Consider the following 13,143-nt stretch of genomic DNA (forward strand, 5'->3'; position numbering starts at 1 on the left):
GCCTACTCCCACGCCCCTACTCCCTACTCCCTCCTTAATATTCTTTATTCATGTATGGGGTTTCTCCCCTGCTCCCCTGCATCTTCCTGACTTGAGTGGCATCAGCCAAATGCTTTATTAGTGTAGACTGGGGTAGAGGGCCTTGCAAGTGATTCCAAGGTAAAATGATATCCGTTTTCCAGTTGCTGTGAACATAGAAATCTAAACTAGGAATTTGTCCTTTTAATTCCTTAAAAGAACGCTTGTAACTACCCAAAGAATCACCAAAATTGCGAGTCAGTTCCAATAGCTTTGATAATCTCCGATCGCCTCTGGATAATAAGGCTTGAATTATTGACCAATTGTAACTTTCAGGACGGTAATCAATACCTTGAGATTTCAGCTTCTTTTGTAAAAATTGTAACCGCTTTTGAGCATGTTTATTGACTCCAAACCACTGGAATGGTGTGTGAGACTTAGGCACAAATGTGCTGCATCCCAAGGTTAACCGCAGCCCAGGAGCAGCTTTTTTTACCTGCTGCATCATAGTAACAGTAGCATCTAAATCTTCTTCTGACTCTCCTGGTATTCCTACCATTCCGTAGAGCTTTAAGCCAGTCAAACCCCCAGCTTTGGCATTAGCAGCAGCTTCTATTATTTCACCGTTATATAGTTTTTTATTGATTATTTGTCGTACGTGTTCCGAGCCACTTTCTACAGCAATGGTAAGCGATCGCGTGCCTCTTTGGGCTAAGGTATGGGCTAATTCTTGAGTGACTGTATTGGTACGCACGGAAGCGATGCTTAAGCGCACATCATCATATTGGGACTGATTAATATAATTGAGTAACTCGGTAAACTCTGGATGCTGAGTCACGGAAGCACCTAATAATCCCAGACGTTTGGTGACTTTTAAACCCTTTTCAATGGCGGGAATGAGGGAGTTTTCCAGACTGGCGGTTCTAAATGGTAAAGTTAGATAACTTGCCAAGCAAAAACGGCACATTTCCGGGCAACTTCTGACTACTTCCACCATGTAAATATTTTCCCATGCAGCCCTCTGGGTAACTACGGTAGAGGCTGAGAGGACATTACCGCGATAGGTTTGCTTTTGGACTACTGGGGGTATATCTGGTGAGATGGGTTGAATTGATGCGATCGCCCCATCTAATTCGTGGTACTCTACTACATATAAACTGGGGATGTAAATCCCAGGAACCTGAGCTAATGCAGTTAATTTAGTTGTGCGATCTGCATTTCTAATTTGTTTATAAGCTGCAATAAGATTTCCTAATAAATCCTCTCCATCACCTAATAAAATTACATCGAAAAAATCAGCAAAAGGTTCTGGGTTAGCAGTTAGGACGGGACCCCCACCAAAAACAAGGGGATGACTATCTGTGCGGTTATTGGCTCTAATCGGAATATCTAAAGATTCTAGTATATTTAAAATATTGACATAATCTAATTCCCAAGAAAGAGAAAAACCAAGTAATTCTGGCTCTCTGGGAAGGGATTCCTGAATATCAGTAAATAAGCGACTGACTTGCACATCTGTACGCATTGCCAAACTAGCCCATACGACCTGGTATCCTAAACTAGTTATGCCCACAGTATATTCATTGGGAAAGGCAAAAATTGTGGGGATAGCATCCCTGGTAGGAGTTTCAGGAGTAAACAGCAGTCGTTCATCGGCAAATACAGAAGATGTCATAACAATTTTAGATTTTGGATTTTGGATTTAACCTATATTTAAATTCAGGGGCTTGAAATAGGGATGCAGCGCGGCACGATTATTGATGATTTGTCCATAAATAAATTTAGTGGCTTGTATCCTTTTATTGTTCGGTTATACAATTGTGACTATAAGAATCCGCTTTGAAGATTGAAAACAATGAGGTATTTGTAGGGTATGTATAGGCCTTCGGGCATGGCTAAAGCCTACGGCATGGCTTCGCTAACGCTAAAGACGTAAGTCGTAACGCACCAAAGCCCGACATGATGGTGTGTTGCGCTACGCGACAACACACTCTACGTATATTTCAAAAATCAATTAGGATTCCTATATATTAGATTTTTGATTTTCCTTTGTAAACAATAAGAACCCCAACTTTTTATCAAAGCAGGGGTTCTAAAGCTCCCATTGTAACAAATAAAATAGGATTGCTAGCGAAATAGTATAGCGCTACGCGCAAGTAATAAGTAATAAGTAATAAGTTTTCTGTTCATAGGTTTGAGCTTACAACAATGTCCTAAGATAAAAGATATGTATAAATATCTTCAGAATGAGGATTGAGATAGGGACGTTGCCATTCTAAACCTGCAAGATTAAATTGTTGCAAGATTGATATTACTTTTGTTTCTGGGGATTGCTCTCCTTGTCGCCAAGTTGCTAAACAACCATTAGCGACAAGATGACACCGATTCAAACCAAAACTCTCTTCTGGGGAAAATTTATGATCAGGTTCTTCTGCAATCGCTAGCCCTGGTGCGAGGATTTTTGTAAATAGAGGTACTTCTTGACCAAAATGGGATTGATGTTTGGTATAAATAGACTTTAGTAATGGTTCTATGGTTTTATAGCTAGATTTGGCAAAATACAAAACTGCGGCATCATAACGCCCATAATCATCTGGATTATATAATGCTTTGAAAGCAAAAGGGAGAGAAATAGCATTGAATTGTGCAGTGAGACTCTCCATCACTTTCACAGCACCTTCAGGACTTAAATTAAAATAAACTCGCACTAAAATGTCAGAATTATGATTACTATAGCGACCAGCGTTACCAATTGCCATATAAAATCCATTTTGGACTAAATTTCCGGGCATCCGAATTGCGACGATATCACCCACTTTTACATCATTTTGTGCTATTTGCAGATGGCGTTCACGTTCTATATGCAAGGTTAAATCCCTTTTTTTTACAGCCAAACTACCATCATTTTCCTGCTTGATAATTTGCCAATCGGCATCGAAAAAACCTTCACCCTGATTACTAGTATGTAATTGCTCATAAAATCCTAAATCCACACCTAAAAAAGTATTATTCTCAAAATTTTGTAGTCTTTGAGCATCAAGTTTATCCCCATCTGCAGCCAGGGTAGATTTGAGTGCCCCGTTATAGTAAATACCGTAAATAAAACCACATAGTAGGGAATTTAAATAATTATCTTGAATATTTTTAGGTAATTTGTGTAAGCGTTCAGCTACCTCTGATGAAACTTCTAGAGGTTTGTAATCTGGATGTCTAATCGAGAAATTAGATTGAATTTTTACCTGAGTAGATATATCTTTTAAAGTTGCGAATAATGTTTCCGCACAAGCATCTACATTCTTATGTTTTAAGTCATCTATTTGTTGCATCTTCTTGTTTAAAAATAATACATAGGGAGCAATTTAATTTAACGAGCTAATCATTCACTCCTAATTGCTCGGTGAGTGAGTTCTAAAGTAGCCATACCAAAAACTGTGGCTATTGATTTTTCTGGACGACACAGTAAAGTTTTGGCAACTTGGAGCATACAGATACCTGAATTACCAAAAGATTTTTCATGTTGCAATTTAGATTGAATAGTTTCAACCAAAGCTAAACCTGCAAATTGTACAACTCGCAACAAAAAATCAGGACTAGTTTCTAAAATTTCTGGAAAGTGATTTAAATAAGCGATCGCTAAAGCCGCCATCGACGGTTGCAGTATTTCTAATGGTATAGTAGCAAGTCGTAAGGATTCTTCCAAAGCAATGGTTTTACTAGTAATCATGCTTTGCAACCAAATTTGTAAATAGCTACCAATTAGTGTTCCTAAATCACTGGCTGGATCTCCCCAATTAGAGTTTTCCCAGTCTATAATTCTAATTATGCTGTCATTAAATGAAGATAGATTAGTAGTAGTTTGTTGCCAGTTTAAAGACAGAAGAATATTATTGAGTTTTAGGTCATTATGGGTTAAACAGCAAGCTGTATAATTATAATTTAAATCTGCGATCGCTTGACCTAAACTATCATAGCGTTGATAAAGGGCAAAAAACTTTAAACCATCTACAGGAACCAGACTAAAAATTTCTGGTGTAATTCTTTCCAAATTTGCGGTTAAGTTTGGTATCTCTTCGGTTATTGCACCTTGATAATTGCATAAAAAATCTCGATAATCTTGACGATTCCAAGTTGATTTATGAATTAATGCTATGGTCTTACCTAATGAAGTTGCAATCTGATGCGGGAAAGTACTGTCCTGAGCATAAAAATTTGATAAATCTTGATATTTGTTTAAATAATTAAAAATAATAATAGAATATTGAGGATTAAAATCTAATGCTTCTGATAAATATGGAGATATTTTTTGCAGTTCTGTAAATTGGCGACATAAATCATGTATACGCCATTCATTAAAAAATTCACCATAAGTCTTACCTTCTCTGTTATAACGTTCTTGCTTAATCAGGATTTGATTGTTTGTAGGTAAGGTAATTAATAAATTAAAATTCTTTGCTGGTTTTAATTCAACGGTACTTTTTTCTTTGTCTGTTGGCAAACAAACACCTTGGTTTATAAGGTATTCAAAAACATTTTGGGAACTTAATAAGAATGCCATATTCTCAGGTAATGAATTAATTTAGTAAACTCAGGACTTATGCATCAATAACTTAATCCCCTCATTTGTGGTCGTGAGTCATTCAATTTTAGATTTTGGATTTTGAATTTTAGATTGACCCCACTGATATAGCGCTACACGCAAGTAATAAGTAATAAGTTTACTATTCATAGGTTTGCTGCTTCAAAAATGTCCTAATGTGCTTTGGTAGTGCTATAAATCCAGGTACTTATACCATCAATAAATTATTGGTCAATTATAAGACTAATTATTTTATATTCAAAAATAAAAGAATTAAACTCATATTAATCAAGCGAATCAACTATAGATTTAATACTATAAATTGCTAGACCTGCTAGAAAATAATTAAGCAATTGGTCAAAATCACTATTTTTACCACCATAAATAAATCTTAGTTCTTGATCATTAATATTTTCCATCAATTTGCTTTTTGATATTTCTGTGTAGATGATTGTCTGACTTAAATCAGAGATTATTATTTTAGCCATATATCTATACATTAGAAAAAATTTGAGATAGTGATATCAATTTGAAAAATGATGGCGATAGATGGAAATAAAAGCTTCTGTAGTAACTTTTTCATAATCCACAATTAAAAATCTAAATTCTAAAATGGTATGAGGTAAGCAGAATTAAACTATATACAGTTTAATTCTGCATATCAAAATCCTAAAATTAAATGAAGTGAATTCGTAAACTTATCAAGATAAAAAAATTACGAATTCAGTAACCTGTAAATTAATAGAATGAACCAACACGGCTGAACTTGCTGTATACAGATACAATATTATTTATGGCAAAACCACCAATACCATACTGGAGATATTTAGAATATCCATAGCCAGCACCACCATGTACAGACATAGAATCCATTTCATTCATATCATTTAGGAAACTTTCAGAATCTTCAAATAAGTCAAATCCAGATGGACGTAGTTCAGAAATTTTTATGTTAGCCATTCTTGATTCTCCTTGAAAATATATTGTCACTAAGTGAATTCATTTCTCACAATCAAGCTTTATTTCAGCTTAACTGATAATTTAATTTTTATGCATACTAGCTGAAAAATACAAGAGTTTTGCCCTTTATTCTTAGACATAAATGCTAGTATTTAGTCTTTTCAAAATACAATTACTATAAATGATATGTTTACATATCAATACTATAATTACTATTTATAAAAAAGTAGTGATGAGTAAGAAAATTTACTAATTTAAAATTTTATGGAATATTATTTAATCATAATAAACGGGCTAAAAATTATTTTTAAACTCAAAAATGCGACTTTTGTATAAAAATCGCATCTATCTTATATCAGTTTATTTTGATGATTGAAAAAATCTAGACAAACTAAGAGCTACATTAACAGAATAGTCTGTCCCATTAGTTCTGACGGCTAATTTTATAGTCATATTTATATGACTTTTACTATTAAACTGAGACTTATAGTTCCAGGCGGGTGTGATAGAAAATCTATCATATTTTATGAGACAGACTAATAGGAAGTAGTTGCCTGCCATAACATAATATCAAATTATCATAAAGGACATGTAGAAAATACTTATTTTCATACATGTATTTGAAAAAATAAAACCTATCCCTATATTTGTATATTAGTAGGTAATTCCCATCCCATGATATCCTTATAGATTTGTTGATCTAATTGATCTGACAAATTATCCATCAAGCTATCTTGTCGCATTCTCCATGAGTACATTTTTTCATCCATAGCACATAATTGTTCCCAAGTAAGTCTACCGCCAAAAATCTTGGTCATTTCTGGATAAGTTAGTCCATCCATATTTTCCTTAGATGCATATAAATCAATATCAGCTATGGAAATTCTAGCCATTGATTTTCCTCCTTAAGTAACTGGTATTAAGTAAAATTGCTTGGTTTACAATTAGCAAAAAATACTAATTTCTATTCTTATTCTTTGTGATTTATCTCTAATAATCAAGTTAATCATACTAATTTTATAGACAGAATTGAGAGTATTTTGTCCATTCTAATTTATCAATCACAGGAAACATTCAAAAATAAATTATTACAACCCAGAAAACAGGACTGATTAATTGCATTGATTGGGGTATGTTTTCAAACAACTAAATTTATCAGTAGAGCCCGGAGTTATATGGATAAATTTCACCTACAACGCCTCCAGAGAGGGGGAAGCCTCTGGATAGTCATCAAAGTTATGCCGTAGGTTTAACGCAATGACCAAGCATATTATATTTATTTGTACCTATCTATTTAGTTGAAGATTTTTGATAGTGAATAATAATCAGGTTATTAGTTATAGAATTAGCTTAAATAGGTACAATAGTAAGATGTACAAACAAACAGTATTAAATCAGTTATGATTTTCATTAATACAATGTTAGTAAAATAATTACTAATGCATCAGCATTTCAACGGATTTTCAGTCATTTATTACACATATTGATTCTGTCACAATAAATACATTAATTGTGTTCATTAATTATTAAACATATAATTTATAACTTCTGATAGATGTCATACATAATTGTATAATTTCTAATTAGAGCCCAATCTCTTATATTTGTTTAGTGATGAACTCATAATTGCCTTTTCACTACTAGTTTAATATTTGATTGAGAGCATTTAACCTGTAGCCAAATATATTGACTTGCCATGTTCTATTGATAACATACATGTGATAAATATCATAGATTATTTTATTAAGAAAAAAGTAAAAAAGATATACTTTATGATTGATTCATGCAAAATAATTTGAGTTATGAATATCTGGTAATAGCAGTACCAAACAGCATATTTAATTATAAGTGGAGAGGTACAAAAACACAGAAGTATATAAAGTTACTCAACAACCTCTTTTCTTCTGTTCTCTGATTTGAGAGAGGGTGTGGAGTGTAGGAAAGTGTCACAAGGAAAATTTTTAACGCCAACTGGCTGACTCATGAATTTTTGAGTGTATATAGTAATTAAATTGGCAAACAATTAATAATGGTGCATTTTACATCAATGCAATAGATATGTAATAAATGTGTACTTGCATTTATATGATTTTCATAACCAAAGAACTTAAATTGTATCAATTGATTCTTTAAAATATAGAGGAATTTAACAGTGACTGACGTAGGTATTAATCAAAAACAAATACTCACAGTTCTCTTTACCAAAGACGCAATCGATATTAGAAAAATTGTTGAAATTTTACATCGTCGTCGTTGGTTAATATTGGGAGTTTCTAGTGCGATTGTGTCACTTGCTATTTTGATGACTGTGATGGCAAAGCCCAAATATCAGAGTTCGATGCAAGTTATGGTAACTGCTAACTCTTACCAAAAGCAGAAACAAGAGAAAGGGGAAACTGGAGAGGAAAAGCAATCTGATGAGCAAGATTATTTAATAGACTATACCAGTCAGCAAAAATTGATGGCTAGTAGTAAATTAATGAACAAATTAGTTGATTTATTAAGTAGTCAATATCCAGGTATTACAGTCGAAGATATAAAAGGTAAATTAGGCGATCGCAGTTTCAATGCCCCTTTGAGTATTACACCAATTCCAGTCAAGGATAAAGCTGATAATAAAGGCGCTAGTCAAGTTTTTACAGTTTCTTGGCAAGGTGAAGATCCTGTGAAAGTAAAAAGGATTTTAGAGGGGATTGCACAAGTCTATAAAGACCATAATCTGGATCAGCAAAAGCAGCGTCTAGCTCAAGGCTTAACCCTCGTTAATTACTTATTGCCTAAGATAAAAAAAGACCTAAAGCAAGCAGAAGTTAAATTAGAAATATTTCGCAAAAAAAATAAATTTTTAGACCCCAAGCTTCAAAGTAAAATTCTTTTGGAATCTTTGGCAAGTGCTGAAAGTAAATTACAGACAAATCGTGCAGAAATCAAAGATTTACAAGCTCGCCAAAATTACCTCCAGCAAAAGCTATCTGACTCCGCTCCCAATGCCCTGATATCTTTTCGATTAAGTAAATCCCCTCGTTATCAAAATTTATTAAAAGAAATTCAAAAAACAGAAGCATCTTTGGCAGAGGAACGCAAACGCTACACAGATGATGCCCCTTCAGTAAAAGAATTATTACAGAAAAGTCAGAGTCAAAAAAATCTGTTGCGACAGGAAATACAAAAAGAATTAGGAAAATCTGCCCCGAAAACAATAAACGATAGCAGAATTTTCTTCAAACAAGAAAGTTTGGGAGAAGTTGAGCTAAATTTAATGCAGGAATTATCCCAGGTACAAACTAAAATTTCTGGACTCCGTGCAAATGAAAATAGTTTAACGGCATCCGCCAAAAAAATCAGAACTGAGTTAAATAAATATCCTAAACTAGTCGCAGAGTACGATCGCTTATTCTCAGAGGTCGAAACCCATCGTAAAACCCTGGAAACAACTCTACAACGCCAACAATCTTTAGCATTACAAGCAGCTCAATCAGGTTTTGATTGGCAAATAGTGGAAGAACCCCAGCAGGTAGTTACAACTGGTAATGGCAAATTTTTAAATTTACTGGGTGGAGTATTTATTGCACCCATTTTAGGAATTGCAGTTGCTGTGATTTGGGAATTGTTTGATGACGTAATTTATTCTGCACAAGATTTACGCAAGCTCAAGCAATTACGCATGTTGGGTACTGTTAACAAAGTAGCAGTACTGAATCAAAAAAAGAAAACTTTGCGATTACCTTTTTGGGGACAGACTAACAATAATAGTTCCATCTCCACAGATTTTGCATCCTTACCAAATCATGAAAGCCTGGATATAGTTTATCAGAATATCCAGTTAGTAAATTCTGACCTTCCATTGAAGTCTTTAATGGTGACTTCCGCTAAATCCGGGGAAGGAAAATCAACCTTAGCCTTAGGATTAGCTGTCAGTGCAGCTCGAATGCATCAACGAGTGCTAGTAATTGATATAAATCTCCGTAACCCTCATTTACATGAGGCTTTAGAATTGACAAATGATGCAGGAATTTCTTTGTTGTTGTTAGAAGATAACAACGCTTCCTTTAAAGATTATATTCAACCTGTTCATCCAGCCATTGATATTTTAACTGCTGGAACAGTCGCAGAAGATCCGGTGAAGTTGCTCAGTTCTCAAAGAATGAAAGATTTGATTGAGTTTTTTGAGCATCATTACGACTTGGTATTAATAGATTCTCCCTCAATGTTGGGTACAGTAGATGCAAGAATTATTGCTTCTCTATGCGATCGCATTGCTATAGTTGGATGTATGGGTAAACTTACAAGAACTGAACTAGCACAAGCTACAGAAATTCTCAATGACTTAAATTTAATTGGAATCATCGCCAATCAACCCCATGTTGGTTGAGGGAGTGATGGAGTGATGGAGGGATAGAGTGATGGAGGGATAGAGTGATGGAGGGATGGAGTGAAGGAGTGAAAAAATTACTTATCAACTACCAACTACCAACTAACAACTAACAACTATCAACTATCAACTTTTAACTGTCAATCCCATGTTAATCTGAGGAATAAATATTATCTCAGGGAAACTACCGCCGAAAAGAGCGTCAAATAATATATCAATTGTAACTAGATTATCAGTAGTATGAAGTTCCAAATGTTCTTAACCTCTTTTTTTTCCCAGTTTAAAGGACGTTACTGGTGGCTTGGCATTTTGTTATGGATTGCTTTAATTGCTCCAGCTCAAGCATCTGTAATTATGCGCGTAGCAATCAAAAGAGAAGTAAAACAAGTAACACTTGGCAGCTCTACAACTGCGATTGTCAAAGATGCTACAGGCAAAACCTTAGGAAAACTACCAGCTAGAACGGAATATTTTGCCCAAGCTGTCCCTGGGGGAGTTGCTTTAAATAAATGGCGTTCTAATTTATTTTGGATTGAGCCGACAACAAACAAAGGGTTTGTGTATATTGGCGATCGCTGGTATCGGGGTAGAACTCTGGTTGTACCCACAGAAGAGGGCTTAACGGCTGTTAACTGGGTAGATTTGGAAGAATATCTTTATAGTGTCATTGGTGGGGAAATGAACCACAATTGGCCCGGAGAAGCTCTTAAAGCCCAAGCGATCGCTGCCCGGACTTATGCCCTACATGAACGGGAAAAACGACGTAACAATCCTCTTTATGATATAGGTAATACTCCCGATCGCTGGCAAATTTATAAGGGTGTGATTAGCGAACATAATAATACCCTGGCTGCTGTAAATGCTACTGCTGGACAAGTATTAACTTACAAAAACAAGGTTATTCTTTCCGTTTTTCATGCTTGTTCTGGAGGACATACGGAAAATGTCGAAGATGTATGGGGTGGAAAAAAGTTACCTTATTTGCGCGCTGTCAGAGACTTTGACCGAAATGTCAGACAATGTAATTGGGTCAGAACTTTTTCACCCCAAGATATCGGTAGCAAATTTCCAGAAGTGGGAACCGTAAAGCAGATGAAGGTGGAGAAATTATCCCCATACAACAGTGTCACAGCCTTGAAAATTGTTGGGGATAAGGGCGAGAAGGTACTTAAAGGAGAAAAAGTACGTACTGCACTTAAACTCAAAAGTACCCGCTTCACAGTCAGTCAAGGTAATGGTGGTTTCGTCCTTAAAGGGTTAGGCTTCGGTCATGGTGTGGGTATGAGCCAATGGGGTGCTTATAATTTAGCCAAACGGGGAATCAATCACCTACAAATTCTCGGTCATTATTTCCGAGGCGTATCCCTCACACCTATTCAGGTGAAAAAATAGCGGCGTAATTCAAGGGCACGGCGTGGGTAAGATTATTTTATATATCGGGAGTTGGTAGATGCCGTGCCCCTACTCCTTCCCTCTATCACTCCTTCACTCCATCACTCCTTTTATCCTTGTTGTCACCCGTTAAGCGGCGTAATTCAAGGGCACGGCGTGGGTAAGGTTATTTTATATACCGGGAGTTGCTAGATGCCGTGCCCCTACTCTTCCCTCTATCACTCCTTCCCTCTATCACTCCATCACTCCCCCACTCCTTCCCTCTATCACTCCTTCCCTCTATCACTCCATCACTCCCCCACTCCTTTCTCCAGTCTCCTGCGCCATTCTGCTTCAATTTGTGCGGAGTTTTCTACTTCTTGATCTAACAAGTCAGTTTCAGTGGAATATACAGAATCATCCTTACCAATGACCTTTTCTGCTGCAAATTGACTCGAATAGGTAATTTTTTGCTGTAACTTCGGATCTGCACTGGCTAACAAATTGGATCTTGCTTGTCGCTGTTGGTTGCGATCGCTTATCTTCCCATTACGCCACTGAATCCAGAAGTAACGAATTAAAGGTATTCCCAAGAAACCCGTACCGTAAGCCAATAACAACCAGTAAATTCCTTGGACAAAGCCAACCAATCCACCAATTTCCGCAGCAACTGTTCCATCTTGCAATAGACTACCGAGAATCAAAGCCCCAACAAAATTTACCACTCCTAAACCAGCACTGAGAAGAAGTTGTCCGGAACCTGCTTTACTAAAACGCCAAGAAAATTCCTTAAGATAATTTGATATTGACTGCCGGCGTTTTTGGAATGCGCTCACCTGTAATTCTGGGAAATAATAGACAATTTCTCCTTCTGGACTAACCTGGGGTTGCCCATTAAAACGGGTGAGCACTGGTAGCATATAATCTTCGTATTCTTGGGCATATCCTTGACCAATATCATCTAAGTAAGGTGATATTTGTTCTGCAACTACTGCACCACTGTGATTGCGAATAACTGTAGCGATTTCTTGCCAGCGACGTTCTTCTAAATTAGCATTAGGATCACCATCCCCGAACAAGAAGGAAAATACCGCCTCAAAGAAATTCATCTCACTTTTTTCCCTGGTGCGTCCTCGTTGATTACTATCGTAATTAGGACTCAAGAACCAAAATAAATCTGGGAAGTAAAAAAAGCCACCACTAAAACCACCGCGATTGTCATTATCATTATCGGATCTGGAGGAAGTAATAATGATAATAATCGCGACATAAATTAAAACTATGGAAACAATTAAGAAAATACCAAAAGAAATCCGAATCAGGTAAAAAAGAACTTTCCAAATCTTTTTCCACCACTCTTCTAATTGTAATCGTAAGTATTTATTCCGCAGGATATCACGGAAATTACGTGGAAATTGATAAACAATATCGCCGGATTCGGCAACTTGCATATGTCCGCCAGCATCTGATGCTAGAGCCAATAATCCTTGACTTGCTAGCCCAACATTTAATCCTGCTTGAGTTGCGACATCACCAATGGTGACGCGATAACCCAATTTCTCTACTGCTTGCATAATGGCGGGATTAGGAGCCATTGCTTTCCCCTCTTGGTGAAAATAACTCTTCCTTTCTCTAGTATAAAGTTTCTGTTTTTATCAGTTGGGAAAGAGAGTTTTATATGTTGCTATTTTTGAGACTATCTTGAGCATAGCAGATGGGTTGTGAGCCTCCTGGCTTGGAATATGCCGATCGCTTACCACATTTACGATTTCTGCGATCGCGATCATATGGACATTCACATCTACCCCTAATCGCTTTTCTTACAGGGGTAGATGGTTTTGGTTTA

General features: G+C 36.1%; 9 protein-coding genes. 2 read left to right on the plus strand and 7 right to left on the minus strand.

All coding sequences use genetic code 11. The features are described from left to right. Positions 1 to 34: 34 nt before the first annotated feature. From CALSC_RS18655 to CALSC_RS18680, 6 genes are all read right to left on the minus strand, one after another. On the minus strand, positions 35 to 1,693 hold the full coding sequence (locus CALSC_RS18655) for a B12-binding domain-containing radical SAM protein (protein WP_088242794.1): 1,659 nt from the start codon (positions 1,691 to 1,693) through the stop codon (positions 35 to 37). A gap of 538 nt (positions 1,694 to 2,231) precedes the next feature. Further along, complete coding sequence (locus tag CALSC_RS18660; RefSeq protein WP_088242795.1) at positions 2,232 to 3,344, minus strand: T3SS effector HopA1 family protein; 1,113 nt, start codon at positions 3,342 to 3,344, stop codon at positions 2,232 to 2,234. A gap of 50 nt (positions 3,345 to 3,394) precedes the next feature. Further along, a complete protein-coding gene (locus CALSC_RS18665; protein WP_088242796.1) occupies positions 3,395 to 4,573 on the minus strand; it encodes a phosphotransferase in 1,179 nt (392 codons plus the stop codon). A gap of 305 nt (positions 4,574 to 4,878) precedes the next feature. Then, positions 4,879 to 5,082 carry a hypothetical protein gene (locus tag CALSC_RS18670; RefSeq protein ID WP_143288299.1) on the minus strand — a complete coding sequence of 68 codons (204 nt, stop codon included), beginning with the start codon at positions 5,080 to 5,082 and terminating at the stop codon, positions 4,879 to 4,881. 250 nt (positions 5,083 to 5,332) lie between these two features. Continuing rightward, entirely contained in the window at positions 5,333 to 5,554 is a 222-nt protein-coding gene (locus tag CALSC_RS18675) for a hypothetical protein (protein ID WP_088242798.1), read from the minus strand. A gap of 641 nt (positions 5,555 to 6,195) precedes the next feature. Beyond that, positions 6,196 to 6,447, minus strand: coding sequence for a hypothetical protein (locus CALSC_RS18680; protein WP_088242799.1), 252 nt, complete (start codon positions 6,445 to 6,447; stop codon positions 6,196 to 6,198). Positions 6,448 to 7,706: 1,259 nt separating this feature from the next. Here CALSC_RS18680 and CALSC_RS18685 point away from each other — a divergent pair. Continuing rightward, complete coding sequence (locus CALSC_RS18685) at positions 7,707 to 9,926, plus strand: GumC family protein (protein WP_088242800.1); 2,220 nt, start codon at positions 7,707 to 7,709, stop codon at positions 9,924 to 9,926. 240 nt (positions 9,927 to 10,166) lie between these two features. After that, on the plus strand, positions 10,167 to 11,318 hold the full coding sequence (locus CALSC_RS18690; protein WP_200817685.1) for a SpoIID/LytB domain-containing protein: 1,152 nt from the start codon (positions 10,167 to 10,169) through the stop codon (positions 11,316 to 11,318). A 290-nt stretch (positions 11,319 to 11,608) separates the two neighbouring features. On the opposite strand, the gene CALSC_RS18695 is transcribed toward CALSC_RS18690, so the two are convergent. After that, positions 11,609 to 12,892 (minus strand): hypothetical protein, encoded by a 1,284-nt coding sequence (locus CALSC_RS18695; RefSeq protein WP_088242802.1) that lies wholly within the window; start codon positions 12,890 to 12,892, stop codon positions 11,609 to 11,611. Positions 12,893 to 13,143: the final 251 nt, after the last annotated feature.

This window comes from Calothrix rhizosoleniae SC01 (genome assembly GCF_900185595.1).
Classification (GTDB): domain Bacteria; phylum Cyanobacteriota; class Cyanobacteriia; order Cyanobacteriales; family Nostocaceae; genus Calothrix_A; species Calothrix_A rhizosoleniae.

What these genes read in the sequence shown, in the direction of transcription:
- CALSC_RS18670 (WP_143288299.1), bottom strand. Translation starts at nt 5,082, where the DNA reads ATGGCTAAAATAATAATCTCTGATTTAAGTCAGACAATCATCTACACA.
- CALSC_RS18695 (WP_088242802.1), bottom strand. Translation starts at nt 12,892, where the DNA reads ATGGCTCCTAATCCCGCCATTATGCAAGCAGTAGAGAAATTGGGTTAT.
- CALSC_RS18680 (WP_088242799.1), bottom strand. Translation starts at nt 6,447, where the DNA reads ATGGCTAGAATTTCCATAGCTGATATTGATTTATATGCATCTAAGGAA.
- CALSC_RS18655 (WP_088242794.1), bottom strand. Translation starts at nt 1,693, where the DNA reads ATGACATCTTCTGTATTTGCCGATGAACGACTGCTGTTTACTCCTGAA.
- CALSC_RS18690 (WP_200817685.1), top strand. Translation starts at nt 10,167, where the DNA reads ATGAAGTTCCAAATGTTCTTAACCTCTTTTTTTTCCCAGTTTAAAGGA.
- CALSC_RS18660 (WP_088242795.1), bottom strand. Translation starts at nt 3,344, where the DNA reads ATGCAACAAATAGATGACTTAAAACATAAGAATGTAGATGCTTGTGCG.
- CALSC_RS18675 (WP_088242798.1), bottom strand. Translation starts at nt 5,554, where the DNA reads ATGGCTAACATAAAAATTTCTGAACTACGTCCATCTGGATTTGACTTA.
- CALSC_RS18665 (WP_088242796.1), bottom strand. Translation starts at nt 4,573, where the DNA reads ATGGCATTCTTATTAAGTTCCCAAAATGTTTTTGAATACCTTATAAAC.